Here is a 25,431-nt window from a genome sequence, read left to right as displayed (position 1 = left end):
TTATGACAAAAAGTGAACCGATACGCCCCGACCCTGACAGACTGCTGGCGCAGGCTAATGAGGCGCGCCGCGGCAAGCTAAAGGTCTTTTTCGGCGCCTGCGCGGGCGTGGGTAAAACTTACGCCATGCTGCAGGAAGCGCATCGACTCAAGGCTCAGGGCCTCGACGTCGTTGCGGGCATTATTGAAACGCACGGGCGAAGCGAAACCGCCGCGCTGCTTGAAGGGTTGGAAGTCCTGCCGCTAAGGCGTACAAAGCTTCACCGCAGCGGCAGCGTTAACGAGTTTGACCTCGATGCGGCGATCGCCCGCCGTCCGGCGGTTATTCTGATTGACGAGCTGGCCCACAGTAACGCACGCGGCAGTCGTCATCCCAAAAGATGGAACGATGTAGAAGAGCTTCTTGAAGCCGGCATTGACGTTTTCACGACGCTTAACGTTCAGCATTTGGAAAGCCTGAACGACGCGGTAGGGGGAATTACCGGCATTCGCGTGCGGGAAACGGTACCGGATCGCGTTTTTGACGACGCAACCGACGTCATTCTGGTAGATATCCCGCCGGACGACCTGCGCCAAAGGCTGAACGAAGGCAAGGTCTATATTGCCTCTCAGGCAGAGCGCGCCATCGAACACTTCTTTCGCAAAGGCAATCTGATCGCCCTGCGCGAGATGGCGCTGCGTCGAACGGCCGACCGAGTTGACGAACAGATGCAGGCGTTTCGGCGCGCAGCCGATGCCGATAGAGTCTGGCACACTCACGATGCTCTGCTGCTTTGCATCGGTCGCCACAGCGGCAGCGACAAATTGGTAAGGTCCGCTGCGCGCCTGGCGGCGAAGCTCGGCTGCGTTTGGCACGCAGTGTATGTTGAAACGCCGAGGCTGCATCGCCTGCCAAAAAGCCAGCGCCGAGCCATACTGTCTTCTCTCAAACTGGCTCAGGAGCTGGGCGCTGAAACCTCTACGCTTTCCGATCCCTGTGAAGAGAAGGCGGTGCTGCGCTATGCCCGCGAGCACAATCTGGGAAAAATCGTCATCGGGCGGCGCAATGAACACCGGTGGAAGCTTCGCTCAAGCTTTGCCGATCGCCTTGGCAAGCTGGGATCTGACCTTGACCTTATCGTCATCGCCGTTGAAGACGACGCGTTGACTCACCGCGACAGGGAAAGCGCCGAACGCTTCTCGCTGGAAAAGCGGGGGCTGGAGATAAAAGGCATCGTCGTTTCTCTCCTTATATGCAGCCTGACCACGCTGCTTGCCCAGTGGCAGCTTCCGCTATTCGACCTTGCCAACATCGTCATGGTTTACCTGCTCGGCGTAGTGGCAATCGCGTTTTTCTACGGGCGCTGGCCTTCCGTGTTCGCCACGGTCATCAACGTCGCGAGCTTCGACTACTTCTTCGTTATGCCGCGCTGGTCTCTTTCCGTTAGCGACGTGCAGTACCTCATCACCTTTGCCGTTATGCTTATCGTCGGCCTGCTTATCGGCAACCTGACGGCCGGCATGCGCTATCAGGCGAAGGTAGCCCGCCTGCGGGAACGGCGGGCTCGCCACCTGTACGAAATGTCCAAAGCGCTTAATCAGGCGATTAGCGTCGAAGAGATAGCCCACGGCTGCGATAATTTCATCCGCAATAGCTTCAACGCCAAAAGCGCCCTGCTGCTGCCGAATGCCGACGGCGAGCTGGAGGAAGTATCAACGCCCCGGCGGCGGCCGCTTAACGTCGACGGCGCTATTTCACGCTGGTGTTTTGATAAAAAAGCGCCCGCCGGTCTGGGAACGGACACGCTGCCGAGCGTCCCCTATCAGCTTCACCCGCTCGTCAGCAGAGACCGCACGTTCGGCGTGCTGGCCGTCGAGCCTCAAAGCCTGCATCATCTTATGGTTCCAGAACAGCAGCGGCTCCTACAAACCTATACCCTGCTTATCTCCAACGCCCTGGAAAGGCTCCAGCTTTCCCAAACGGCGGAGAAGACTAAGTTGGAGATAGAAAGGGAACAGCTGCGTAACGCGCTGCTGTCCGCGCTTTCTCACGATCTGCGCACGCCGCTGACGGTGCTTCAGGGCCAAACCGAGATGCTTTCTCTAAGGCTTAAAAAGGAGAACCATCCCGGCTACCCGCAGGCCGAAGGCGTTCATCAGTATGTTTTAAACACCGCGCAGTTGGTAAACAACCTGCTCGACATGGCGCGCATTCAGTCCGGCGGGCTTTCGCCCCAAAGGGAGTGGCAGTCTTTGGAGGAAATCGTAGGCAGCGCTCTACATACGCTGGGCTCAACGCTGTCTGGACGAAGCATTGCTATCGCGATCCCGCCTTCGCTTCCCCTGCTTTACTGCGACCCAACGCTCATCGCCCGCGTGTTCCTTAACCTGTTGGAAAATGCGGCAAAGTACGCGGGAGATCGCGCCCATATAGCGATTAAGGCACAGGAGAGGAACGAAGAGCTCTACGTTGAAGTCAGCGACGACGGACCCGGCGTCCCTCAGGGGCAAGAGAAATCCGTTTTCGAGAAGTTTTCGCGGGGAAATAAAGAGTCGCCCGTTCACGGCATAGGACTGGGGCTCGCCATCTGTCAGGCCATTATTCATCTTCACGGCGGCGAGATATGGTCTGAAAATGGGCCTACCGGCGGAGCTCGATTCTGCTTTACACTCCCCTTGGAGGCACAGCCCGAAATAACGCTCGATGAGGATGAATAACGATGCCGGGAACAAAAACCGTACTCATTGTAGAAGATGAAAAAGAGATCCGGCGCTTTGTTCGTTCTGCGCTGGAAGAAGAGGGCTATCGCGTCTTTGAAAGCGAAACGCTGCAGCGAGGCCTGATGGACGCAGCGACCCGCAGACCTAACCTTATCGTATTGGATCTCGGCCTGCCCGACGGCGACGGGCAAAACTTCATTCTGGACGTCCGCGGCTGGAGCAATGTTCCCATCATCGTTTTATCGGCAAGGACAGACGAAGAGCAGAAGGTCAACGCGCTTGACGCCGGCGCAAACGACTATCTGGTAAAGCCTTTCGGTATTAGCGAACTCATGGCCAGGGTGCGCGTCGCCCTGCGCGCCTCTCCTCAAGAAAACGCTGAAAAAACCACGATTCATTTTTCAAACGTGAGCGTTGATTTAGTCAACCGGCAGGTTTTCAAAGATCGGGAGGCGGTGCACCTTACTCCCATCGAATTTCGCCTTTTAACCGAGCTTTTGGCCAATGCGGGTAAAGTGCTTACTCAACGACAGCTGCTCAGCCGAGTGTGGGGCCCAAACAGCGTCGAGCACGGCCACTACCTGCGCATTTATATGGGCCACCTGCGGCAAAAGCTCGAGCAGGACCCAGCGCGACCAAAACATTTCCTGACCGAGATCGGCGTCGGCTATCGATTTATGCTGTAGCGCTCGCGCCGCCTTTTCACCGTCGCCGATAGCGCTCCGGCGTCGTCCCGCTGATGTTCTGAAACATGGTGATAAACGCCGACGCCGAGCTGTAGCCTACTTCTAAAGCCACCTGCTGTACGGTTTTTCCCTGATCCAAAAGGGACACGCCGTAAAGAAACCGCAGCCGCTGGCGCCATTCGCTAAACGACATGCCCAGCTCTTGACTGCAGCGGCGAGCCAGCGTCCGCTCGGTGGTGTATACCTGCTTTGCCCACTGCGCCAAAGAGCGTTTATCTCCCGGCGACGCCTCCAGCGCCCGCAGAATCGGCGCCAGATATTTATCCTCGCTGCCCGGCAGATAGGAATACTCCGCGGGCGCGGCGGCAAGCTCATCGATAAGAACGCGGCACAGTCGCCACTCGGTACGGTTTTTTATTGTTTCAATCTCGCGCTCAAAGCAGGTGTCTATAATTTGATTGCACAGCGGGCTGAGGTTTAAAACCCGCCCCGTCAGAGGAAGGCGTTGGCAAAAGCGCAGGTGGATATTGATAGAGCGAAAGCGCGTATGCGTGTGGTTATAGCTGGAATGCTCCATCCCCGCAGGGATCCAGACGGCAAACCCCGACGGAGCCAAAATCCGCTGCCCACCCATGTCCAGCGCAATGACGCCCGACTTCACGCAGATAATCTGCCCCCAGTCGTGGGCATGGGTGACGAATTCGGTATCGGCGCTTATCTCTTCGTTACGAAAGAAAGCGATGCCGCCGGGATAGCTTTCCAACGCCGAAGAGCGCTGGCTCCCCGGCGCTCTTTTCAGTGTGCGCTTCATGATTGTCTGAACATCGTTATCAATTGTCAGATTTTAAGTATATATTTTAAATACGACACATGTACACTCTTGCATTCCATTTTTAAGAGAGAAGCAGTCCGCCATGGCGATAGTCTATCCTCTGATTGCCGTATTTATATGGGCCGTCAATACCATTGTTAACAAGCTGTCCGCTGGCGCCATCGATCCGGCTGCCATCTCCTTTTATCGCTGGCTGCTGGCGGTCCTGCTGCTTACGCCGTTTATCCTCCCCGGCATTGTTCGCAATCGGAAAAACGTGCGGACTTACTGGTGGAAGCTGCTCGTTCTCGGCTTTCTCGGCATGGCGCTTTACCAAAGCCTAGCTTACTATGCGGCCTATACCATCAGCGCATTAACCATTGGCATCTTTATCTCGCTAATTCCCCTGCTGACGGTGCTCATCAGCATCGTTGCGTTGAAAACGCCGCCAACGCAGGGAACGCTCATCGGCGGCCTGCTCTCCTTCGGCGGCATCCTTTGGCTTATCAGCGGAGGCGACCTCGCAAAGCTTATGGAGATTGGCATCGGAAAAGGAGAATTAATGATGCTGACGGCGGCCATCGCCTATGCGCTTTACGGCGTGCTGACCAAGCGTTGGTCAATGGCGCTGCCGAACTGGCAGTCTATCTATATGCAGGCGCTGTTCGGCACCATTTTGCTGCTGCCGAGCTTTCTTTTAGCCGACGACGTGACGCTGAACGCGAGAAATATTCCGCTGGTGCTGTATGCCGGCATTCCCGCCTCGGTCATAGCCCCCTTTTTCTGGGTTCAGGGCGTCATGAAGCTTGGCGCCAGCAGGGCTGCGCTGTTTATGAACATCACGCCGGTGCTGACCGCCGCGATCGCCATCGTCTTTTTACAGGAAGAAATCCACGGCTACCACATTCTCGGCGGCGGTCTTTCTTTAATCGGCGTCGTTCTGGCGCAGAAAATGAATAAACCGCTGGGAGGACGTCGCCCCCCGTCGGAAATTGAAGAGATTAGGAGTGGGAAGAAGCGCTAAGGCTCTAGGCCTTGGATCCTAACGTAACGCCGTTCGCCCAGTCAGCCTCGGGGTCGTCCATCACGACCTGATGTACGCCGCCGGGGAACTGCGCCTGTATGACTTCATACTGCTCCTGAAGCTCGCCGATAGGGTGCTTCCAGTCGTGAAGATAATAGATCGCCTGAACCTTGGCCTGCAGCATAGCCTTGGTGCAGTCGAAGCACGGGCGAAGCGTCGAGTAAACAACGGAACCCTCGATAGGGTTGCCAAAGCGCGCGGCGGAGATAATCGCATTCTGCTCCGCGTGAACGCAGATGCATACGTCGTAGCCCACGCTGGCCTTGTAGGCCGCCCGATCCCGGCAGCGAACGCAGCCGCCGTCGGTACAGTTGGTGATCCCTTCCGGCGTGCCGTTATAGCCGGTGGAAATAATGCGATTGTCTTTAACCATCACGCCGCCGACCTTACGCCCCAGGCAGTTGGCCTTTTTACGCACGGCCATGGCGATGTTCATATAGTATTCATGTCGATCCATTGGTGCTCTCCCGGTGCTCAAAAAGACGCGGATGGTTGTCAGTTAAGTAATCGTCGCGATGTACCAGCGCTCGCCCAGCTTTTCCAGCGTTTCGCCGTCAAGCGGATGCGTGCCGTCGTCAATGCGGATCAGGTTGATCGTTCGCGACACGCCGGTCTGCATCCACAGGTTAAAGTAGATATCTCCATTGTCCATCACGCTAAAGCCGTTAATCTTCAGGATTTCGAGCTTTTGGCGAAGTTCATAATAGAAATCGGGCGAAATATCGTTTTCCCTGCAGTAGTCATCGATAAAGATACCCGTGCCGTGGCCTTCGGCATCGACGTTATGGGGATAGTGCGTGACGCGCACGCCGTTAAGGGTGCGATAGGCATCATAGTGAACGACGCCGTCACCGCCGCGATAGCTGCCGTCTTTCCCCATGCTCAGAGAGCGAATTTTACCGTAGTCGGAAATTTTATGGGCCAGTTGCTCCAGCTCGCTGCCGTTGACCCAGAAATACCCCTGCCAGGTAAAGTGCGCTTGCCATATCCAAGCGCCAGAAAAAATGATGAACGTCAGCGCGGCGATGTTTCTTCCCCGCCGACGAAATAAAAACAGAATCGCCACAAGCCCAATTAACGCCGCGACAATAGTCACCGTCGCCGACATCCGAAAAAACGGCAACGCCAGCAGCAACAAAAACAGGGGAACCGCCGCCAGCAGTGGGGGTATCTTCCTGAACCTGTCGCCGAAGGAGAAAAGAGCCATTTTGCGCCGCAGCCGTTAGTAATGGGAAACGAGTCGGCTTCATCATAAAGGGTTTTCTAATAATGAAAAAGCCCCGTAAGTACGAGGCTTTTAGAAAGTCGGCTTGCCTAACAAAAATCTTAGAACGGAATATCGTCGTCAAAGTCCATCGGCGGCTCGTTTTGCTGCATCGGCGCGCTCTGGCTCTGCTGCTGTTGCGGCGCCGGACGGGAAGACTGCTGAGGTTGTTGAGGCTGTCCCCAACCGCCCTGAGAAGGCTGTGAATCACCTCCGCTCTGACGGCCGCCCAGCATTTGCATGACGCCGCCGATGTTAACAACCACTTCGGTGGTGTAGCGATCCTGACCGCTCTGATCCTGCCATTTGCGGGTTTGCAGTTGGCCTTCCAGATAAACCTGAGAGCCTTTGCGCAGGTATTCGCCGGCGATTTCCGCCAGCTTGCCGAAAATCACCACGCGGTGCCATTCGGTGCGCTCTTTTTGCTCGCCGGTTTGCTTATCGCGCCAGGATTCAGAAGTCGCAACGGTAATGTTGGCCACGGCCCCGCCGTTAGGCATATAACGGATCTCCGGGTCCTGCCCCAGATTACCGATTAGAATTACTTTGTTAATGCCTCTGCTGGCCATGTCGATTCTCCTGATGAGTAAATTGGTTCACTATTCTGATCCGTCGATTGTAGCATGGCAACCGCCGGAGCGTACAAGGGTAAAAAAATGCCGCGCAACCCGCAAAATTATGTGAGTGGAAGCGGGTTAATCACTTCAATGATGCGATGACGTTCCAGTGCTTATTTCATTAATTCACGAATCGGAAACGTCATCGTTTCGGAATAAAAAGGCTTGGTCCGCAGCCACCTCAAAACGCTAATAAAGCTATTCTCTCCGGGTTCAACGCGATTAAGTCCCCTAATTACAACCTGGCAGCGCATTTCCCCTCCTTCTTGTTCTGCACCCTTCAATTCACTGAATGCAGAATCAATATTGACTGCCGACGAAAAGTCCCCACTTAGAAAAAAAAGCTCCGTACTATAAACGCCATTCTCAACGCTAAAATCGCGGTGACCTCCAGCTTCAAGACTAGAGTTGAACAAAGTCCCCTCAGCGTAAAGCCCCACCTTCCCTTCAGGTATATCAACAACGTTATATTGGCGCGCCGGACTGTAGACAACACAGAACACATTAGGCAACCAGTCGTGAGGATGATCAAAAATGCCTTTCAGATCCGCGCTGGCTGAAAACTTTAGTTCATAAACGTGAAATAACCCCGTTGGACCATCTTGCGTTGGATGTGCAACTCGCTGCAAGGAAATATAGTTCAGGCTTATCGGCTCGTGCTTTTTCACGCAGCCAGCAGAGGTTAAAACCAACAACAGGCACATAGAACCAATAAATCCTTTCATGCTCATTTTCTTAGCCATCATTCCATTACCATTAACTTAGCCGTTTTGCCGAAATCAGCTTCACCTGCCGACATAATAACACTGTATATCCATTCAGCTCAATGTGTGCAATAATAGTCGGATCCCTGTCAGAGGTAACTGTAGAAATGGATAAGATAGAAGTCCGGGGCGCCCGCACCCACAACCTGAAAAACATCAACCTGACCATGCCGCGCAACAAGCTGATTGTCGTCACGGGGCTGTCGGGTTCCGGTAAATCCTCTTTGGCGTTCGATACGCTCTATGCCGAAGGGCAGCGTCGGTACGTTGAATCCCTGTCGGCCTATGCGCGCCAGTTCCTCTCCCTGATGGAAAAGCCGGACGTCGACCACATTGAGGGACTCTCCCCCGCCATTTCTATCGAGCAGAAATCCACCTCTCACAACCCGCGTTCTACCGTGGGCACGATCACTGAAATTCACGACTACCTGCGCCTGCTGTTCGCCCGGGTCGGCGAGCCCCGCTGTCCAACGCACAATGCGCCGCTGGCCGCGCAAACCATCAGCCAGATGGTCGACAACGTGCTGACGCAGCCGGAAGGCAAGCGCCTGATGCTGCTGGCGCCGGTCGTTAAAGAGCGTAAAGGCGAGCACATTAAGACGCTGGAAAACCTGGCGGCTCAGGGCTACATTCGCGCCCGCATCGACGGCGAGGTGTGCGATCTGTCCGACCCGCCGAAGCTTGAGCTACAGAAAAAGCACTCCATTGAGGTGGTGATCGACCGCTTTAAGGTGCGCGAAGACATGGCGCAGCGTCTGGCGGAATCCTTTGAAACCGCGCTGGCCCTCTCCGGCGGCAGCGCCATCGTCGCGGATATGGACGACGACAAGGCCGAAGAGATGGTGTTCTCCGCCAACTTCGCCTGCCCTATCTGTGGCTACAGCATGCGCGAGCTTGAACCCCGCCTGTTTTCTTTCAACAACCCGGCAGGCGCCTGCCCTACCTGCGACGGGCTTGGCGTACAGCAGTATTTCGATCCCGATCGCGTAGTGCAAAACCCGGAGCTTTCTCTGGCCGGCGGCGCGATCCGCGGCTGGGATCGCCGCAGCTTCTATTACTTCCAGATGATCCGCTCTCTGGCCGACCACTATAAGTTCGACGTGGAAGCACCGTTTAACAGCCTGTCGGAAAGCGTGCAGAAAGTCATTCTCAACGGTTCCGGCAAAGAAAACATCGAGTTCAAATACGTCAACGATCGCGGCGATACCACCGTTCGTAAACACCCCTTCGAGGGCGTATTGAACAACATGGAGCGGCGCTATAAAGAGACTGAATCCACCGCCGTGCGCGAAGAGCTGGCGAAGTTCATCAGCAACCGCTCATGCACCTCCTGCGGCGGCACTCGCCTGAAGGAAGAGGCTCGCCACGTGTTCGTCGAAAACACCACGCTGCCGGAAATCTCCGAGCTCAGCATCGGCGACGCGCTGAAGTTCTTTGGCGCGCTGTCGCTTTCCGGCCAGCGGGCGAGAATCGCGGAAAAAATTCTCAAAGAGATCGGCGATCGCCTGACGTTTCTGGTCAACGTAGGGCTTAACTACCTGTCACTGTCCCGCTCGGCGGAAACGCTGTCCGGCGGCGAAGCGCAGCGTATCCGCCTTGCCAGCCAAATCGGCGCGGGGCTGGTCGGTGTGATGTACGTGCTGGACGAACCCTCCATCGGCCTGCACCAGCGTGACAACGAGCGACTGCTGGATACGCTCATCCACCTGCGCAATTTGGGCAACACGGTTATCGTGGTGGAGCACGATGAGGACGCCATCCGCGAAGCCGACTACATTATCGACATCGGCCCCGGAGCCGGCGTACACGGCGGCAGCGTGGTGGCGGAAGGCACCGTCGAGGACATCATCAAGGTCCCTGAATCGCTGACCGGCCAATACCTTTCCGGCAAGCGCAAAATCGAAATCCCGACAGCGCGCATTCCGGCCGATCCAAACAAGGTGCTCAAGGTCGTCGGCGCGACGGGCAACAATCTGAAGAACGTTACGCTGACGGTGCCGGTCGGCCTGTTTACCTGCATTACCGGCGTTTCCGGCTCGGGCAAGTCGACGCTTATCAACGATACCCTCTATCCTGTGGCACAACGCCAGCTTAACGGCGCAGCGGGAGAAGAGGTCGCTCCCCATAAGGCGATTACCGGACTGGAACACTTCGACAAGGTTATCGACATCGACCAAAGCCCAATCGGCCGTACGCCGCGTTCTAACCCGGCCACCTATACCGGCCTGTTTACGCCCATTCGCGAACTGTTCGCCGGCGTGCCCGAGTCGCGCGCTCGCGGCTACAATCCGGGGCGGTTTAGCTTTAACGTCCGCGGCGGCCGCTGCGAAGCCTGTCAGGGCGACGGCGTGCTGAAGGTGGAAATGCACTTCCTGCCGGACATCTACGTGCCGTGCGATCAATGTAAGGGCAAACGCTATAACCGCGAAACGCTGGAAGTGAAGTACAAGGGCAAAAACATTACCGAAGTGCTGGAGATGACGGTAGAAGACGCTCGCGAGTTTTTCGACGCGGTTCCGGCACTGTCGCGCAAGCTGCAAACGCTGATGGACGTCGGCCTGTCCTATATTCGACTGGGTCAGGCGGCGACTACCCTATCCGGCGGCGAGGCACAGCGGGTCAAGCTGGCCAAAGAGCTTTCCAAGCGGGGCACCGGCCAGACGCTGTACATTCTGGATGAGCCGACCACCGGCCTGCACTTTGCCGATATTGAGCAGCTGCTGAGCGTGTTACACCAGTTGAGAGATCAGGGGAACACCATTGTGGTTATCGAGCACAACCTCGACGTAATAAAAACTGCAGACTGGATAGTCGACCTCGGCCCGGAAGGCGGCAGCGGCGGCGGCCAGATTTTAGTGGCTGGTACGCCGGAAACCGTCGCCGAGTGCGCAGAGTCCCACACTGGGCGCTTCCTCAAGCCTATTCTGGCGAAGGGATAATACAAAGAGGGGAGCCGAACGGGCTCCCCTTTTTTTCACTGATTTCTCAGGCCGTCTTTTCAGCTTCAAGGTCAAATACACCCTGTTCTTCAAAGCCGTCGGGGCGCTCAACGGAATACGCCGACTCGTCGCTCTCATCGCTCAGCGTTTCACCAACGCTTAACACCACCTCCGGCTCTTGCCACTCTTCCGACTGACCAATGAAGGTGCCTCCGCGGCGAATAGCCAGATTGCGGCAGCAGGCAATGCCCCTTAGCATACCGTGCTCAAGGATTTCAATGCTCTCGGCAAGGCAGCTGCCGTGCACGTTGCCGTCAATAACGATTTCAGGCGCCCTCAGTTCACCCTTCACGCTTCCGGTGCTCATGATGCGGATAGCGCCGTTAGTCAGATTCACATTGCCGATAACGCTGCCGTAAATCTGGATGTCGCCGCTGTCCTCAATATCGCCGTTGAACGATGCGTTGCGGGCAATGACCGTACTGCGCTGACGCGGATCGACAACGTCCGCCGCTTTAGCGCCGCTGTCCGCCACCGTCGACAAAGATGATGCGGCGACGGTTGATAATGGTGGATTCTTTTTCCTAAACATAGATAGAAACGTCACTCTTAAGTTAGTCAGATAAATAAAGAACAAAAGCGAAAACGATGATGAAATAACGCTCGATAGTAAATAGCCCCGTATATATAAAATCAGGGATCCAATCCATAGAATGAATACGGCGAAGAAAAGAGGTCCACTATGCGGTGAGTTTTTTCTATCTTCAACACTCATCAAAAGCGCTCCAACAAGGGCTTCAGCTCGACGACAGGGAAATGCGGGACTATGGCGAAACGCCATGAATTACCAGAAATTTTTCACAAAAAAATTTTGTGCGCCCAGAGGAGAATACGCGATTTTTCTCTGACAAAGAATAAGAAAAACCTTATATTAAGCTAATATTTTTATTGTCTGTCGATATTACTGATATATATTTATAGAGTAAAAGTTAGAATTATAATTTTCTTTAGATATACAATGAAATTAATAGGCGGATAAAAATCAACGAGTATTAATACAGCATAAAAAGCTACAATTAATGGCTACTATATTGATTACCTGACACACAGAAATTTGCCATTGCGCTCGTCTACACAAGCAATCTTCATCATGGGGAAAACGTAATATAAGCACAAAACACTCAATATAAATTTATTTTTCTTTATGTTTTTAATTAGCAGCGCTAATGTATTAGCAGTATTTCCTTCCCATACTGTACGGATAACAATCAAATCATCTTTAACCTTTTATAAACTGAGAGGTTTTAATCCTTCACCATAATTAATTGATAATAATATAAATAATAACATTACGTTACCAAGACTTGTCAGACTAAAGAATAATGGGATAGGATAGACCGCGGATTTAAAACGCACCAGTAACAAAAATAAAGCAGGAATGCATGATGAAAGATGCTTTTCTCGTTTTGACTTTTTATTCTGTTAGGTACCTCATAAAAAATAAGCCCGTTTCTTTGTAAAATGAGCCTGAGGTTTTATAACAGTAATAGCACACGGAAAATTCACACGTTTTTATCACTTCAAAAGACGATTCCGTTTTAGTATCGCAAAACAGAAAAGCCGGTATCCAGGTTATCCAACTCTGCGCAGTTATTCCTTAACCGATGCGTCATTCCTTTCGTTTTGCATTCATTAACTCAATAAATTTACGTAAGTAACGGCTAAGGCAAACGCTATGACAAACCACACTCATACATTGGAACAGGAAGCGTCGTCATACGCTTCTTCTCCGCCTAAGAAGGCCTTTTGGAAAGGGCTCGGCTTTCAGATCGCCGTCAGCATGATTTTAGGCATTTTAGTCGGTTTTCTTTGGCCGGAGTTTGCCACCAGTCTGAAACTGCTAGGAGACATCTTCTTACGGTTGATTAAAAGCGCCGTCGCGCCGCTCATTTTCTTAACCGTCGCGCTCGGCATCGGCGCCGCAGGCGACATCAAACAGGTCGGTAAAGTCGGCCTGAGCGCCATCATCTACTTTGAGATAGTCTCAACTATCGCCATCCTGTTTGGCTTCGGCATGGGCGAGCTGTTCAGCGTTGGCAGCGGCACGGTTCTGGCGGAAGGAAGCGTTAGCGCTCAAGCAAGCAGCCTAATTCAGGCTTCTCACGCGTCGCCCAAATCGTTTGCCCAGTTCTTCCTTGAAATTTTCCCCGACAGCTTCATGGGAGCCTTCTCATCAAATAACCTGCTGCAGGTGCTGGTGCTAGCGCTGATGTTCGGCTTCGGCATCCTGTTATTGAAAGAGAAAGAGCGCGTCGTCGTAGAAAAGGGCCTTAACTTTATCGCCCATGCGTTTTTCAAATTTATCCACGTTATCATGCTGCTGGCGCCGATTGGCACCTTCGGCGCAATCGCCTATGCGGTAGGCAGTAACGGCGTAGATATGCTCATCAAGCTGACTTGGCTGGTCGCGGCATTCTACATTACGCTGATTCTGTTTGTCGTCGTTGTGCTGGGCGCAGTTTGCCTGGTTTTCAAACTGAACCTGTTTGACATCATCAAGTTCATCAAAGAAGAGCTTTACATCACCTTCGGTACGGCGTCGTCAGAAAGCGTGTTGCCCAGGCTGCTGGAAAAGCTGCCTAAATACGGCGTATCCCGCCAGACAGTAGGGCTGGTATTGCCCACCGGCTACGCCTTCAACCTTGACGGCACGTCGATCTATATGTCGATGGGGGTCATCTTCCTGGCGAACGCTTACGGTATCCCTCTTAGCCTCGATCAGCTGTTCGGCATTCTGCTTATTATGCTGCTGACGTCCAAGGGCGCGGCCACCGTGTCCGGCGGTGCGTTCGTCGTGTTTGCGGCCACGATCACCACCACCGGCCTTTTGCCGCTGGAAGGCGTTGCCGTGATGTTCGGCGTGTACCGCTTTATGTCAATGGCGCTGGCCGTAACCAACATTATTGGTAATACCGTGGCAACCATCGCCGTTGCGAAAATCAACCGCGAGTATCATCCAAGCCGGCGTCAACAGCTGGATGACGACGAGTAAAACGAACGGTCTAGACAGACAAAAGAAAAACAGTTGGGCGCCTATGGCGCCCAACTGCTTTTTTATATCAACTACCCTATGTATCGAGTCGCTACGCGGGCGGTTAGCTTGGTAATCAGCTCGTAGGGAATGATGTTGGTATATTCAGCGATAGTCTCTACCGGCAGCCCCTCGCCCCAGATAACGGCCTCATCGCCGACTTTGTCGGTTGCTTCGGGTCCTAAATCAACGGTAATCATATCCATTGAAACGCGGCCAACCAGCGGCACTCTGCGGCCGTTAATCAGCACCGGCGTGCCGTTTGGCGCATTGCGCGGGTAGCCGTCGCCGTAGCCGATAGCGACCACGCCGATTCGCGTATCCCGCTCGCTCACCCACGCGCCGCCGTAGCCAACCGGCTCGCCGGCCCGGTGTTCACGCACGGCGATAAGGCTGGCCTTCAGCGTCATGGCGGCCTTAAGTCCGAACTTTTCTCCAATACTGTCAGCCAGCGGCGATACGCCATAAAGGATAATTCCCGGACGGATCCAGTCGCGGTGGGCCTCAGGCCATAGCAGAATGCCGCCTGACGCAGACAAAGACTTCAGCCCCGGCTTGCCGCCTGCAAACGCGTCAAAGCGCGCAATCTGCTGACGGGTCGCGTCAACTTCAGGCTCGTCGGCACGGCTAAAGTGGGTCATCAGATTAACCGGTTGAACCACGTTCTTACAGGCGCTCAGACGCAGGTAGAAGGCCTCGGCCTGCTCCGGACGAACGCCAAGGCGATGCATGCCGGTATCAATTTTCATCCAAACGCGGACTGGGCAATCAAGGTTCGCTTCCTCCAAGGCCGCTAGCTGCTCGACGCTGTGCACAACCGTCTCGATATTGTTGACCGCCAGCATCGGCAGGTCTTCCGCGCTGAAAAAGCCTTCCATCAGCAGGATGGGCTTGATAACTCCGCCCGAACGCAGCGCCAGCGCTTCTTCAATGCGCGCTACGCCAAAACAGTCTGATTCGGGTAACGTATGGGCAACTTCCAACAGGCCGTGGCCGTATGCGTTTGCCTTAACGACGGAAATGGCGCGACACCCCGGCGCCATTTCGTGAATGCGCCGCAGGTTATGCCTGAGCGCGTTGCGGTCAACGACCGCCGTTGCCGAAATCATGTTGGATCCTTAGTTAATCAATACGATAAGAATAGCGCCCCGAGCGCTGTCATAGGCTAACCGCTTAATTATTTAGCCGCCTATGTGAAGCCGATATGAAACGGGAATGAAACCGCCGTGAAGCGGTAGAAAAAGGCGGCCGTCGGGAACGCTATTTTTAAAAATTCACTACTCGTCATCGAACTGCATCGGCCCCGCGTAGTTATCAAACCGGGACCACTGCCCTTGGAAGGTCAAGCGAACGGAGCCGATAGGACCGTTACGCTGCTTGCCGAGAATAATCTGCGCAATGCCCTTCTCTTCACTGTTTTCGTTATAAACTTCGTCACGATAGATAAACATGATGACGTCGGCGTCCTGCTCGATAGAGCCTGATTCACGCAGGTCCGAGTTGACCGGGCGCTTGTCGGCCCGCTGCTCAAGGCTACGGTTAAGCTGGGACAGCGCAACGACCGGCACCTGAAGCTCTTTGGCCAGCGCTTTGAGAGAACGGGATATTTCGGCTATTTCCAACGTGCGGTTATCCGACAAAGAAGGCACGCGCATCAGCTGCAGGTAGTCGATCATAATCATGCTCAGCCCGCCGTGTTCGCGAAAAATGCGGCGAGCGCGCGAGCGGACTTCCGTCGGCGTCAAGCCGGACGAATCGTCGATATACATGTTCCGCTTTTCAAGCAGAATGCCCATCGTGCTGGAAATGCGCGCCCAGTCCTCATCGTCCAACTGACCGGTTCGGATCCGAGTCTGATCGACGCGGGACAGCGACGCTAGCATACGCATCATGATTTGTTCGCAGGGCATCTCCAGGCTGAAAATCAGCACCGGCTTTTCCTGCATCATCGCCGCGTTTTCGCACAGGTTCATGGCAAAGGTGGTTTTCCCCATTGAGGGACGCGCCGCAACGATGATCAGGTCAGACTTTTGCAGGCCGGCGGTCTTCTTGTCCAGATCGTGGAAGCCGGTGGAAACGCCGGTCACGCCGTCATGAGGGCGCTGATAGAGCTGTTCGATACGGCTGACGGTCTCTTCCAGAATCTGATCGATGCTTTTAGGACCTTCGTCCTTATTTGTACGACTCTCGGCAATTTGAAAAACGCGAGATTCGGCTAAGTCCAGCAGCTCTTCGCTGCTTCTCCCTTGGGGATCGTAGCCGGCGTCGGCGATTTCATTAGCAACCGAGATCATATCCCGCACGACCGCGCGTTCGCGAACGATGTCGGCATAGGCGCCGATGTTCGCCGCGCTGGGCGTATTCTTCGACAGTTCCGCCAAATAGGCGAAGCCGCCCACCTGATCCAGCTCGCCCTTCTGCTCCAAAGATTCGGACAGGGTAATCAGGTCAATCGGATTTCCCTGCTCTAGCAGCCTCTGCATTTCGGTAAAAATAACGCGGTGCGGGCGGCTGTAAAAGTCGCCCGACGTGACGCGCTCGGCCACGTTGTCCCAGCGTTCGTTATCCAGCATCAGGCCGCCGAGGACGGACTGTTCGGCCTCCAGAGAATGGGGAGGCATTTTCACGCCTTCAATCTGACGATCGCGAGATTCAGCCGGTTTGTTGAAGGGTTTATTTCCTGCCATAGTGAAAACGCCGCATAAAATTCATTATCAGTGAAAACGCAGAGTATACCCTCTCTTAGCCCTAATCGACACCGTTGCGTAGGGTTCTGCTCATCCCTACTGACGGCGTTTTGCTCCACAAACGCCGCCGATGCGGCATCGTCTTGGTATATCCGACCCAAAAGATTGTTGAGTTATTATTTAATAAAAAATAATGCAGACTGGTTCACAAAAATATCTTATTGAATAGTCGTCTTATTTTATCTCGCACAAACAAACTTTATCCTACCCGATGCGCGGTTGTATGCGCACCATGGCACCACCATTGAACGACCGATAATTAACAACAAGGAAGGCCTTATGCCTCTATCCATCATAAAGTTAACGCCCGGTGGAGTAATTAAAAGTTTGTTTTCCATTCCTCTGCTTTTTACTTTCGCGAATACCTGCCACGCGCAGCCTAAAGAGATCCGACTTAAAGACGTCGGCAGTTTCCACATCGGCGGCGAACGGGTGACGCTGTCCGGCCTGCCGGTAAAAGAGGTGCAGGCCGTCGCCGGCGGCCCTGTGAGAAAATCCGATCCCAACGGCGACTATCAGGTTGGGCAAATGTATGTACAGTACATGCTTCAGGCCAACCCCGTTTCCAACTACCCGATGATGTTTTGGCACGGCGGCGGTATGACAGGCGTAACCTGGGAAACTAAACCGGACGGTCAGCCCGGCTGGCACGCATTCTTTCTGCGCGCAGGATTTGATACCTATGTATCCGACGCCGTCGAGCGCGGGCGTTCATCCTGGGCCAGATATCCGGAAATCGTCAAGAGCGAACCGGAGCACCGTACACAAAACGCCGGTTGGAATATGTTTCGCATCGGCCCCGCCGACGGTTATCACAGCGAACCGGCCCAGCGAGTCGCCTATCAGGGCGAGCGTTTTCCCGTTGCCTACTGGGACCAATTCTGGAAACAGAGCGTCGCACGCTGGACAACCAGCAACACTATGACGCTGGCCGCCTACCGGCAGCTGATTGATAAAGTCGGCCCCAGCATTTTGGTCGTCCACAGTCAGGGAGCCGCCTTCGCGCTGACAACGGCGCAAAATGAACCGAGCCGCTTCAAGGCGCTGGTGCTTTTAGAGCCTTCCGGCGCACCCGATCCGGAAAAAGTCGACGTAGCGCAGGTCAAGGACGTCAAATTCTTGGTATTCTGGGGAGATTATATTGCCGAAAGCCCGCTGTGGAGCACTTATCGGGCCAACGTAGAGAAGTATTTAACGGCGGTAAAAAACGCGGGCGGTTCCGTTGAGTATATCGATCTGCCGGCCAGAGGCGTTAAGGGAAACACCCATCTGCTGATGATGGACAATAACTCTGACGAGCTGGCACAGATGACGTTTGACTGGCTTAAGCAGCAGAAGCTGTTAAAACCGTAATCGCCTTGAGTAAAAGGTGAAAAACGCGGCGCGGGCAAACCCGCGTCGCCATAGCGACACCGTCAGCGCATATACTAAATAAGCCAGCGTTTACAAACGCTGTGAAGGTAAAACGCAGCCATCACGAGCGCCACCTCCCGTCGATGCTGAAAACACATCCCCGCCAGCTCTTATAGCGAACAGACAACCATAAGGAGTTCACATGGCAACGCGTATTGAATTCAGCCAACACGGCGGCCCACAAGCGTTGAACGTCGTTGAATTTACACCTGCAGACCCGGCTGACGGCGAAGTACAAATAGAAAACCGCGCAATCGGCATCAACTATATTGATACCTACATTCGCAGCGGCCTCTATCCCGTACCTCGCCTGCCCAGCGGCCTCGGCACCGAAGCGGCAGGCGTCGTGGTCAAAATCGGACGCGGAGTGGAACACCTTAAGCCGGGCGATCGCGTCGTGTACGCTCAGGCGGCGCTGGGCGCTTACAGCACGATTCACAACGCGCCGGCGGACAAGGTCGTTACGCTGCCCAAGTCCATCTCCTATGAACAGGCCGCCGCCTCGTTCCTTAAAGGGCTCACCGTTTACTACCTGCTGTATATGACCTACCACGTCAAGCCCGGCGAAGTCATTTTGTTCCATGCCGCCGCAGGCGGCGTTGGCCGCATCGCCTGTCAGTGGGCGAAAGCGCTGGGCGTGAAGCTTATCGGCACCGTGGGCAGCGCGCAGAAGGCCGAACAAGCCAAAAAGGACGGCGCCTGGGCCACGATTAACTATCAGGAAGAAAACATCGCCGAACGCGTGGCCGCGTTGACGAACGGAGAAAAGGTCAACGTGGTCTATGACTCCGTGGGCAAAGCCACCTGGACGGCGTCACTCGACAGCCTACGCCCGTTGGGGCTGATGGTCAGCTTCGGCAACTCGTCCGGCCCGGTAACCGGCATAGACATCGGCATCCTGAATCAAAAGGGCGGTCTGTACGTAACTCGCCCCTCACTGGGCCACTATTTGAAAACTCACGCTCAGTTGCAGAGAGCGGCCAATGAGCTATTTTCCCTCATCGCCAGCGGCGCGATTAGCGTCGACGTTCCTGCCGAGCAGCGTTTTCCACTTCATGAGGCCGTTCGCGCGCACCAAGCGCTGGAAAGTAGAAAAACCGTGGGCTCTTCGCTGCTGATCCCCTAATGTTGCTTATGTGCCGGTGTCAAAACGCCGGCATTGCTTTATCATGCGGTTATAAAACCAAAAGAGAGACACAATCTATGGGAATGCTTGCCCGCTATATTGCCGTGAGTGAAGACGAGCTTAATCGACTCATTGACCTAGGCGACGAACCGTTAACTGACGAAATCGACATGCTGGAAGAGAAAAATCCGACGCTGGATCTCGATAAGATGTGGGACGGCCTGCACTTTATCCTGACCGGCGTATCCGCCAGCGAACCGTTAGAAGGCGACCCGCTGAGCGATGCCATCGTCGGCGTTCACGTTATCGACGACGAAACGTTCATCGCCGCGACGGGCAACGGTGAGCTGAAAGAGATTATTAACGCCCTGAGCGGTGTCGACAGAAAGGCGCTTAAGGCCGAATTCTCTCCCCGTACCCTTGATGAAGAAAATATTTATCCGGACATCTGGCAGTCGGAAAATAAAGATTCGCTGTTTGAGGAGCTGGAGCAGGCGCTCGAGCAGCTTATTCACTTTTATCAGCAGTGTCTGAAAGACGGCAGCCACGTACTGGTCACCATCTTCTGATATCAGGGCCGCCCTGGCGGCCTTCCCCTCTCCTGCCGCAACCCCGTCACACAAAGAGCCACATTCTTTCTTGACTTAGAGTGCACTCTAACCCTTAGAGTCATTAACCCAGCGGCAAGAAGGCAATATCCTATGAAAATCGGCACATTAGCAAAAAAGGTCGGGCTGACGCCCCATACGCTGCGCTACTATGAACGTATCGGGCTGTTACCGCCGGTCTATCGCGACGCCGGAGGGCAGCGTGACTATGACGAAGTGACGCTTCAAAGACTGGAGTTTCTCGGCAAAATGAGAACGACCGGTATGCCCCTTCGCCAAATGCGGCGCTACGTATCGCTTGTTGTCTTGGGTGACGCGACCATCGCTGAGCGCAGAGCGTTACTGGAAGCGCATCGTGATGACGTCCACGCCCGCATGCTTGAACTGGAAAACTGTCTCGCCGTACTAGATAAAAAAATCGAGGGCTATTGCTCTCTCCCTATGTCTGACACAGCAGGAGATCCCAAATGAAATACGTACGATTTGGCTCAACCGGTCTTAAGGTGTCCCCCATCTGCCTGGGCTGTATGACCTACGGCAGCCCGCAGTGGCGAGAATGGGTATTAAATGAGGAGCAAACGCGCCCCTTTATAAAAAAGGCGCTGGACCTCGGCATTAACTTTTTTGACACGGCAGATATGTATTCCAAAGGCGCCAGCGAAGAGGTGCTGGGCAATACGCTGCTTAAGATGGTTCCCAGAGACGACGTCGTTCTCGCCACTAAGGTGTTTAACCCGATGAGCGATAATCCGAACGATCGCGGCCTGTCGCGTAAGCATATCCTTGCAAGCATAGACAATTCGCTAAAGCGGCTGGGCACTGACCATGTCGATCTCTACATCATCCACCGCTTCGACCCTGAAACGCCGATTGAAGAAACCATAGAGGCGCTCGACACCGTCGTTCGCTCAGGAAAAGCGCGCTACATCGGCGCATCTTCCATGCACGCATGGCAGTTTATGCGCATGCTGGATTTACAGGAGCGCTACGGGTTGGCCCGCTTTGTTTCCATGCAGAACCACTATAACCTCATCTACCGAGAGGAAGAGCGGGAAATGCTGCCCCTGTGTCGGGAAATGGGCATTGCGGTAACGCCGTGGTCGCCGCTGGCGCGAGGCGTGTTGACGGGTTCCAGAAAGAGCGCCACTCTACGGGCGACGACCGACGCGCCCGCGCATTCGTGGTACAACCATCAGGAAGAAGAAGACGCCATCGTGGCGGCAGTAGAGCGCGTCGCAGCAGCCCGCGGTATCCCGATGGCACAGGTGGCGATGGCCTGGGTTCACGGCAAGCAGGGAATTACGTCGCCTATTGTCGGCGCTTCTAAGCCGCACCATCTGGACGACGCTATCGCTTCGCTGTCAGTTGCCCTGACAGCAGAAGAGGTAGCAGAGCTTGAGGCCTCTTACCGCCCCAGAGAGCTTGCCGGCCACGCGTAAGCGGAATATACCGACGTAATAATAACGACAAAGGCGGCCAAAAGGCCGCCTCTCTTTCAGATATCCCCGCCGTCAGGCGTCCTTTCCCGAAACAAACGTCAAGGCTTGACGCAGAACTTCAACGTCCGCCCCCGCCTTATGGGCATTTTCGCTTAAATAGCGCCGAAACTGCCGTGCGCCGGGCACGCCCTGAAACAGGCCCAGCATGTGTCGGGTAATATGGCCAAGGTAGGTCCCTTTAGAGAGCTCTTTCTCGATATAGGGGTACATCGCTTCAACGACCGCAATCGGTGAGAGCGGCTCGGCGTTTTCGCCAAACAGTTCTGCGTCAACCCGCGCCAAAATGCCCGGATTTTGATAGGCCTCACGCCCCATCATCACGCCATCGACGTGTTCCAGATGCGCCTTAGCTTCTTCTATACTTTTTACGCCGCCGTTAATCGCAATAGTCAGATGAGGAAGCTCCTGTTTGACGCGATAGACGCGTTCATAGTCAAGCGGCGGGATCTCCCGGTTCTCTTTTGGACTAAGCCCCGACAGCCACGCTTTACGCGCGTGCAACGTAAAGCTTTGGCAACCACCCCGCTCAGAGACGATCTCAACAAAGCGCTGCAAAAAGGCGTAGCTGTCGCTGTCGTCGATGCCAATTCGCGTTTTCACCGTCACGGGCACGCTAACGGCCTCTTTCATCGCCGCGACGCAGTCTGCCACCAGCTCGGGCTCCGCCATCAGGCAGGCGCCGAAGCGCCCGTTTTGAACGCGATCGGACGGGCAGCCCGCATTCAAATTAATCTCGCTATAACCAAGCGCTTGCGCACGCGCTGCGCACTCCGCCAGCGCGGTAGGATCGCTGCCTCCCAGCTGTAGCGCAACCGGCTGCTCTTCCTGGCTATAGCCTAAATAGTCCCCCTTACCAAACAGAATGGCGCCCGTAGTCACCATTTCGGTATACAGCAGCGTCTGGCGCGTCAGTAGGCGATGGAAGTAGCGGCAGTGCCGGTCAGTCCAATCCAACATAGGAGCAACGGAAAAGCGGTGCGGGGGAAAATTGGCCATCGTGATGCGATTCACTCTCTTAACTTAAATCTGCGTTAGCTCGAAATGCGTTTTCCACATTTGAAAGCGCGATAGAAGGTCGGCGATTATATCACAGGTAAAAAGGGAGAATGCCGAAGCGTAAAAGAAAGCGCGCCGGGTTTATTGATTTACATCCGGCAAGTCACAGTGCATTAAGCTCCCTCTCGGCGTTCTCGCTCAGGCGTGGTAATATCGGCTTTCTGTTTATTGGGAGAGAAGTGAGATGTCCTCAGTCAACGTCGCGTCAATGTTAGCCAAAGTGCAAAAGCTGTGCGAACAGCGGGCCGTGCGCCTGACGCCACAGCGTCAGTTGGTTTTACAGCTGATGGCTGAACAGCCGAGCGCTATCAGCGCTTACGATCTGCTCGACCTGCTGCGGGAATCAGAGCCTCAGGCAAAGCCGCCGACGGTCTATCGTGCGCTCGACTTTCTACTCGAACAGGGCTTCATCCACAAGATCGAATCCACCAATAGCTACGTCGTTTGCCACCACGTCGGCGAACCGTTGCATACTTCCGCACTGTTTATTTGCGACAGCTGCGGCCTGGTCGCTGAGCACCATGCCGAAGGCATAGATCGGTTGCTCAAAACGCTGGCGGACGAAAGCAGCTTCACCATTCAGCACAGCGTGCTTGAAACGCACGGTACCTGCGGGCAGTGTAACCAGCGCGGCGCATAGCCATTACGCTTGGTACAATAAAGCCAATATCCTTCTTCGATGCCGAAATCAGGGCGTAAAAAAACGCCATAAGGCGCTTTTTTACTTAGCATTCTCACCGGAGATAGCGGCAAGGCGCGACGCTATTTGATCCGCTACATCCAGTCACCGTTGCGAATAACGCCAACGGCCAAGCCTTCAATGGTCAAGCTCTGTTCGCGCAGATCGACGACGATCGGGGCGAACTCTTCATTCTCCGGCAGAAGGTGGACGACGTTGCCCTGCTTCTTAAGGCGCTTAACCGTCACCTCATCGTCAATGCGCGCAACGATTACTTGCCCGTTGCGAACGTCCTGGGTCTTATGCACCGCCAGAAGATCGCCGTCGACAATCCCGATGTCCTTCATCGACATTCCGCTTACCCGCAGCAAAAAGTCCGCATGTGGACGAAACAGCGACGGATCGACGCGATAGTGGCTTTCAATATGTTCCTGAGCAAGCAAAGGCTCTCCCGCAGCCACGCGGCCAATAAGCGGCAGGCCCGCTTCTTCCACCTCTTCCATTAGAAGCCTGATGCCTCTGGATGCGCCGGTGACGATTTCAATAACGCCCTTGCGCGCCATGGCTTTCAGATGCTCTTCAGCAGCATTGGGCGACTTAAATCCGAGCGTTCTGGCAATTTCAGCTCTGGTTGGCGGCATGCCGGATTGGCCGATATGCTCGCGAATCATGTCATAAATCTGTTGCTGCCTGGCGGTTAGCGCTTTCATCTCTCGATTCCTTCAGCCTGTCTTTTTATACAGTAATGCTGTGAGTATATACAGGTATTGTACATATGGAAACCTCTAAACGGCATAATTACGAGATGTATCGAAAAATAGAATTAAAAAATGTCTGGCCGTTCTCAGGCACGAAATGAAGCAAGAGATAATTATTCAGTTCATTATTTGTACCGCTGAATAAAAATCCGTCGCATTCCGAAATACAAAACGCCGTATCCGCCTCGGCTAACGCCGCTTACGATGGTATCGACGGCTGAATCTGGAGAAGAAATGTAAGAAAGTGAGTCATTATTTCAAATTAGCCAGATAAAAACATCAACAAGAACTAAGAATGCAATCTAAAAAACCAAAAAAAATAAAAAAACAAAAACAACTCATCAGATTCTCTCTATATGAGACTTATTTCTCAAAATAAAATAATTCCCCCTCTTAATTAATTGACAACGAATTATTAAGGTAGCAAAATTACGAAACACGACTACATGCTCCAACTGTATTAGTGTAATAATAAATACTGCTTTTCCAATTTAATGGGAGAAAGCCTTATCCCTTTCTCCCTCCTTTTTTATTATTAAAATTAAAGTTTTAGTAGGTCTTTACCGCGGCGTTATGCTTAATTTTCAAAGGCATATGTTTATTCCCATGGTTACCGTATTTATTTTTTATAAATGAACCAATACGACATGGTAATAAATAATTATAGGTTTAATTAATATGGGGAATGCCGTTATGGAATATATCCGTTATGGTGCATTTATTACAGGAAAAAAGAACTGCGACGGAATACGCGTTATTAATCCCAAAACGTTAGAGTGCCAATGTACCGTTTGCAGCAGGCGATTTTATCTCTCGACGCCATATCAGCAAATAAAAAAGCGAGAAAATGCAGCATGTCCGCACTGTGATTGGAAAACGCTTCACTCTCACGTCGTTATCAGCTTTAGCTACAAAGACGAAGAAGGCGCCTTTAGTTATGAAGTTTGGGGAGACGAACGAATCTACTATATATCAGACGAAACGCATCCCCTTCATAAATGGCTGGCAGAACAGATAAAACAGGAACGCCGCTTTACACGCCTTGCCTATATCGCCACTATCGCCACTCGACGTGAACGCGCGCTGGAATAATCAAAGACGTTAAATAGTTAAACTTCCGTCTATTAGGCGTCAGGCGCCTCCCCAAAAGTGCTGATAAAGAATGCTCCCCCAGGCGAAAAGCGCTAACAGCCCCGTAATTAATACGGCGGCGGACCCCATATCTTTCGCCCTACCGGAAAGCTCATGCCGCTCAGTGCCGATGCGATCGACAACGGCCTCTATTGCACTATTTATCAGTTCAAAAATCACCATCAGCGCAACCGAACCAATCAGTAAAATACGTTCAATTGTGGATACGTCCAGCCATAGCGCGACCGCTACGGCGGCAACCAGCAGCACGCTCTCCTGACGAAAGGCCGCTTCGTGTTTCCACGCAGCGCACAGCCCCTTCCATGAATATCCTGCCGCTTTTACTATGCGCGTTAATCCCGTTGCCTGATTCATTTATCCACCATCTCCTTAAAAAATTATCATCAATTTTAGCAATTATCCGTTATCACATCATCACAGATTGCTTACAGTTCTGGT

General features: G+C 53.7%; 23 protein-coding genes. 12 read left to right on the top strand and 11 right to left on the bottom strand.

The annotated features are described in order from the left end of the window. Positions 1-2 precede the first annotated feature (2 nt). Positions 3-2,696: a two-component system sensor histidine kinase KdpD gene (gene kdpD / locus V8L73_RS02645; protein ID WP_347254053.1), complete on the top strand. Its 2,694-nt coding sequence runs from the start codon at positions 3-5 to the stop codon at positions 2,694-2,696. Positions 2,697-2,698: 2 nt separating this feature from the next. Then, positions 2,699-3,385, top strand: a complete 687-nt coding sequence (kdpE, locus tag V8L73_RS02640; protein ID WP_347254052.1) for a two-component system response regulator KdpE — start codon at positions 2,699-2,701, stop codon at positions 3,383-3,385. Positions 3,386-3,401: 16 nt separating this feature from the next. On the opposite strand, the gene V8L73_RS02635 is transcribed toward kdpE, so the two are convergent. Beyond that, positions 3,402-4,196: an AraC family transcriptional regulator gene (locus V8L73_RS02635; RefSeq protein WP_261832652.1), complete on the bottom strand. Its 795-nt coding sequence runs from the start codon at positions 4,194-4,196 to the stop codon at positions 3,402-3,404. 103 nt (positions 4,197-4,299) lie between these two features. Here V8L73_RS02635 and V8L73_RS02630 point away from each other — a divergent pair, with 103 nt between their 5' ends. Beyond that, the gene (locus V8L73_RS02630; RefSeq protein ID WP_347254051.1) at positions 4,300-5,220 is read left to right on the top strand and encodes a DMT family transporter; all 921 of its coding nucleotides are present in this window, start codon (positions 4,300-4,302) and stop codon (positions 5,218-5,220) included. Between the two features lie 4 nt (positions 5,221-5,224). On the opposite strand, the gene V8L73_RS02625 is transcribed toward V8L73_RS02630, so the two are convergent. The 4 genes from V8L73_RS02625 to V8L73_RS02610 form a co-directional block, all read right to left on the bottom strand. Continuing rightward, positions 5,225-5,737 (bottom strand): dCMP deaminase family protein, encoded by a 513-nt coding sequence (locus V8L73_RS02625; RefSeq protein ID WP_347254050.1) that lies wholly within the window; start codon positions 5,735-5,737, stop codon positions 5,225-5,227. A gap of 42 nt (positions 5,738-5,779) precedes the next feature. Further along, complete coding sequence (locus V8L73_RS02620; protein WP_027275326.1) at positions 5,780-6,487, bottom strand: hypothetical protein; 708 nt, start codon at positions 6,485-6,487, stop codon at positions 5,780-5,782. A gap of 119 nt (positions 6,488-6,606) precedes the next feature. Continuing rightward, positions 6,607-7,113, bottom strand: a complete 507-nt coding sequence (locus tag V8L73_RS02615; protein ID WP_027275327.1) for a single-stranded DNA-binding protein — start codon at positions 7,111-7,113, stop codon at positions 6,607-6,609. A 161-nt stretch (positions 7,114-7,274) separates the two neighbouring features. Continuing rightward, on the bottom strand, positions 7,275-7,907 hold the full coding sequence (locus V8L73_RS02610) for a hypothetical protein (RefSeq protein ID WP_347254049.1): 633 nt from the start codon (positions 7,905-7,907) through the stop codon (positions 7,275-7,277). A 125-nt stretch (positions 7,908-8,032) separates the two neighbouring features. Here V8L73_RS02610 and uvrA point away from each other — a divergent pair, with 125 nt between their 5' ends. Further along, on the top strand, positions 8,033-10,864 hold the full coding sequence (gene uvrA, locus V8L73_RS02605) for an excinuclease ABC subunit UvrA (protein WP_347254048.1): 2,832 nt from the start codon (positions 8,033-8,035) through the stop codon (positions 10,862-10,864). Positions 10,865-10,910: 46 nt separating this feature from the next. Here the strand turns inward: uvrA and V8L73_RS02600 are convergent, their stop codons facing one another. Beyond that, positions 10,911-11,456 (bottom strand): bactofilin family protein, encoded by a 546-nt coding sequence (locus V8L73_RS02600; RefSeq protein WP_347254047.1) that lies wholly within the window; start codon positions 11,454-11,456, stop codon positions 10,911-10,913. Between the two features lie 1,143 nt (positions 11,457-12,599). Here V8L73_RS02600 and V8L73_RS02595 point away from each other — a divergent pair. Beyond that, positions 12,600-13,916: a cation:dicarboxylate symporter family transporter gene (locus tag V8L73_RS02595; RefSeq protein ID WP_051155780.1), complete on the top strand. Its 1,317-nt coding sequence runs from the start codon at positions 12,600-12,602 to the stop codon at positions 13,914-13,916. A 71-nt stretch (positions 13,917-13,987) separates the two neighbouring features. Here V8L73_RS02595 and alr read toward each other — a convergent pair whose 3' ends face one another. Together alr and dnaB are read right to left on the bottom strand one after the other, a co-directional pair. Further along, a complete protein-coding gene (gene alr, locus V8L73_RS02590; protein ID WP_261832862.1) occupies positions 13,988-15,064 on the bottom strand; it encodes an alanine racemase in 1,077 nt (358 codons plus the stop codon). A gap of 168 nt (positions 15,065-15,232) precedes the next feature. Then, complete coding sequence (dnaB, locus tag V8L73_RS02585; RefSeq protein ID WP_027275331.1) at positions 15,233-16,642, bottom strand: replicative DNA helicase; 1,410 nt, start codon at positions 16,640-16,642, stop codon at positions 15,233-15,235. Positions 16,643-16,981: 339 nt separating this feature from the next. Here dnaB and V8L73_RS02580 point away from each other — a divergent pair, with 339 nt between their 5' ends. The 5 genes from V8L73_RS02580 (at position 16,982) to V8L73_RS02560 (ending at position 21,288) form a co-directional block, all read left to right on the top strand. Further along, positions 16,982-18,055: an alpha/beta fold hydrolase gene (locus tag V8L73_RS02580; protein WP_071783401.1), complete on the top strand. Its 1,074-nt coding sequence runs from the start codon at positions 16,982-16,984 to the stop codon at positions 18,053-18,055. 202 nt (positions 18,056-18,257) lie between these two features. Further along, positions 18,258-19,241, top strand: coding sequence for a quinone oxidoreductase (locus V8L73_RS02575; RefSeq protein WP_027275333.1), 984 nt, complete (start codon positions 18,258-18,260; stop codon positions 19,239-19,241). A gap of 77 nt (positions 19,242-19,318) precedes the next feature. Continuing rightward, positions 19,319-19,810: a YfbM family protein gene (locus V8L73_RS02570; RefSeq protein ID WP_027275334.1), complete on the top strand. Its 492-nt coding sequence runs from the start codon at positions 19,319-19,321 to the stop codon at positions 19,808-19,810. Positions 19,811-19,942: 132 nt separating this feature from the next. Next, positions 19,943-20,320: a MerR family transcriptional regulator gene (locus tag V8L73_RS02565; protein WP_051155818.1), complete on the top strand. Its 378-nt coding sequence runs from the start codon at positions 19,943-19,945 to the stop codon at positions 20,318-20,320. Next, entirely contained in the window at positions 20,317-21,288 is a 972-nt protein-coding gene (locus V8L73_RS02560; RefSeq protein WP_027275782.1) for an aldo/keto reductase, read from the top strand. Before V8L73_RS02565 ends, V8L73_RS02560 begins: the two co-directional genes overlap by 4 nt. A gap of 72 nt (positions 21,289-21,360) precedes the next feature. Here V8L73_RS02560 and dusA read toward each other — a convergent pair whose 3' ends face one another. Further along, positions 21,361-22,344, bottom strand: coding sequence for a tRNA dihydrouridine(20/20a) synthase DusA (gene dusA, locus V8L73_RS02555; protein WP_347254046.1), 984 nt, complete (start codon positions 22,342-22,344; stop codon positions 21,361-21,363). Positions 22,345-22,588: 244 nt separating this feature from the next. On the opposite strand from dusA, the gene zur reads away from it, so the two are divergent. Further along, positions 22,589-23,044, top strand: a complete 456-nt coding sequence (zur, locus tag V8L73_RS02550; RefSeq protein WP_347254045.1) for a zinc uptake transcriptional repressor Zur — start codon at positions 22,589-22,591, stop codon at positions 23,042-23,044. A 134-nt stretch (positions 23,045-23,178) separates the two neighbouring features. On the opposite strand, the gene lexA is transcribed toward zur, so the two are convergent. Continuing rightward, positions 23,179-23,793, bottom strand: coding sequence for a transcriptional repressor LexA (lexA, locus tag V8L73_RS02545; RefSeq protein ID WP_027275780.1), 615 nt, complete (start codon positions 23,791-23,793; stop codon positions 23,179-23,181). Between the two features lie 741 nt (positions 23,794-24,534). On the opposite strand from lexA, the gene V8L73_RS02540 reads away from it, so the two are divergent. Next, positions 24,535-24,933, top strand: a complete 399-nt coding sequence (locus tag V8L73_RS02540; protein WP_027275779.1) for a hypothetical protein — start codon at positions 24,535-24,537, stop codon at positions 24,931-24,933. Positions 24,934-24,972: 39 nt separating this feature from the next. On the opposite strand, the gene V8L73_RS02535 is transcribed toward V8L73_RS02540, so the two are convergent. After that, the gene (locus V8L73_RS02535) at positions 24,973-25,347 is read right to left on the bottom strand and encodes a diacylglycerol kinase (protein WP_027275778.1); all 375 of its coding nucleotides are present in this window, start codon (positions 25,345-25,347) and stop codon (positions 24,973-24,975) included. Positions 25,348-25,431 lie beyond the last annotated feature (84 nt).

Source organism: Leminorella grimontii, assembly GCF_039789245.1.
GTDB lineage: Bacteria > Pseudomonadota > Gammaproteobacteria > Enterobacterales > Enterobacteriaceae > Leminorella > Leminorella grimontii.
Note: the sequence above shows the minus strand (reverse complement) of the source record. Positions and strands in the feature narration are given on the sequence as shown.

What these genes read in the sequence shown, in the direction of transcription:
- V8L73_RS02540 (WP_027275779.1), top strand. Translation starts at nt 24,535, where the DNA reads ATGGAATATATCCGTTATGGTGCATTTATTACAGGAAAAAAGAACTGC.
- V8L73_RS02580 (WP_071783401.1), top strand. Translation starts at nt 16,982, where the DNA reads ATGCCTCTATCCATCATAAAGTTAACGCCCGGTGGAGTAATTAAAAGT.
- uvrA (WP_347254048.1), top strand. Translation starts at nt 8,033, where the DNA reads ATGGATAAGATAGAAGTCCGGGGCGCCCGCACCCACAACCTGAAAAAC.
- dnaB (WP_027275331.1), bottom strand. Translation starts at nt 16,642, where the DNA reads ATGGCAGGAAATAAACCCTTCAACAAACCGGCTGAATCTCGCGATCGT.
- V8L73_RS02560 (WP_027275782.1), top strand. Translation starts at nt 20,317, where the DNA reads ATGAAATACGTACGATTTGGCTCAACCGGTCTTAAGGTGTCCCCCATC.
- V8L73_RS02635 (WP_261832652.1), bottom strand. Translation starts at nt 4,196, where the DNA reads ATGAAGCGCACACTGAAAAGAGCGCCGGGGAGCCAGCGCTCTTCGGCG.
- kdpD (WP_347254053.1), top strand. Translation starts at nt 3, where the DNA reads ATGACAAAAAGTGAACCGATACGCCCCGACCCTGACAGACTGCTGGCG.
- alr (WP_261832862.1), bottom strand. Translation starts at nt 15,064, where the DNA reads ATGATTTCGGCAACGGCGGTCGTTGACCGCAACGCGCTCAGGCATAAC.
- V8L73_RS02595 (WP_051155780.1), top strand. Translation starts at nt 12,600, where the DNA reads ATGACAAACCACACTCATACATTGGAACAGGAAGCGTCGTCATACGCT.
- dusA (WP_347254046.1), bottom strand. Translation starts at nt 22,344, where the DNA reads ATGGCCAATTTTCCCCCGCACCGCTTTTCCGTTGCTCCTATGTTGGAT.
- V8L73_RS02610 (WP_347254049.1), bottom strand. Translation starts at nt 7,907, where the DNA reads ATGATGGCTAAGAAAATGAGCATGAAAGGATTTATTGGTTCTATGTGC.
- V8L73_RS02535 (WP_027275778.1), bottom strand. Translation starts at nt 25,347, where the DNA reads ATGAATCAGGCAACGGGATTAACGCGCATAGTAAAAGCGGCAGGATAT.
- V8L73_RS02575 (WP_027275333.1), top strand. Translation starts at nt 18,258, where the DNA reads ATGGCAACGCGTATTGAATTCAGCCAACACGGCGGCCCACAAGCGTTG.
- V8L73_RS02625 (WP_347254050.1), bottom strand. Translation starts at nt 5,737, where the DNA reads ATGGATCGACATGAATACTATATGAACATCGCCATGGCCGTGCGTAAA.
- V8L73_RS02630 (WP_347254051.1), top strand. Translation starts at nt 4,300, where the DNA reads ATGGCGATAGTCTATCCTCTGATTGCCGTATTTATATGGGCCGTCAAT.
- V8L73_RS02615 (WP_027275327.1), bottom strand. Translation starts at nt 7,113, where the DNA reads ATGGCCAGCAGAGGCATTAACAAAGTAATTCTAATCGGTAATCTGGGG.
- V8L73_RS02570 (WP_027275334.1), top strand. Translation starts at nt 19,319, where the DNA reads ATGGGAATGCTTGCCCGCTATATTGCCGTGAGTGAAGACGAGCTTAAT.
- lexA (WP_027275780.1), bottom strand. Translation starts at nt 23,793, where the DNA reads ATGAAAGCGCTAACCGCCAGGCAGCAACAGATTTATGACATGATTCGC.
- V8L73_RS02600 (WP_347254047.1), bottom strand. Translation starts at nt 11,456, where the DNA reads ATGTTTAGGAAAAAGAATCCACCATTATCAACCGTCGCCGCATCATCT.
- V8L73_RS02565 (WP_051155818.1), top strand. Translation starts at nt 19,943, where the DNA reads ATGAAAATCGGCACATTAGCAAAAAAGGTCGGGCTGACGCCCCATACG.
- V8L73_RS02620 (WP_027275326.1), bottom strand. Translation starts at nt 6,487, where the DNA reads ATGGCTCTTTTCTCCTTCGGCGACAGGTTCAGGAAGATACCCCCACTG.
- kdpE (WP_347254052.1), top strand. Translation starts at nt 2,699, where the DNA reads ATGCCGGGAACAAAAACCGTACTCATTGTAGAAGATGAAAAAGAGATC.
- zur (WP_347254045.1), top strand. Translation starts at nt 22,589, where the DNA reads ATGTCCTCAGTCAACGTCGCGTCAATGTTAGCCAAAGTGCAAAAGCTG.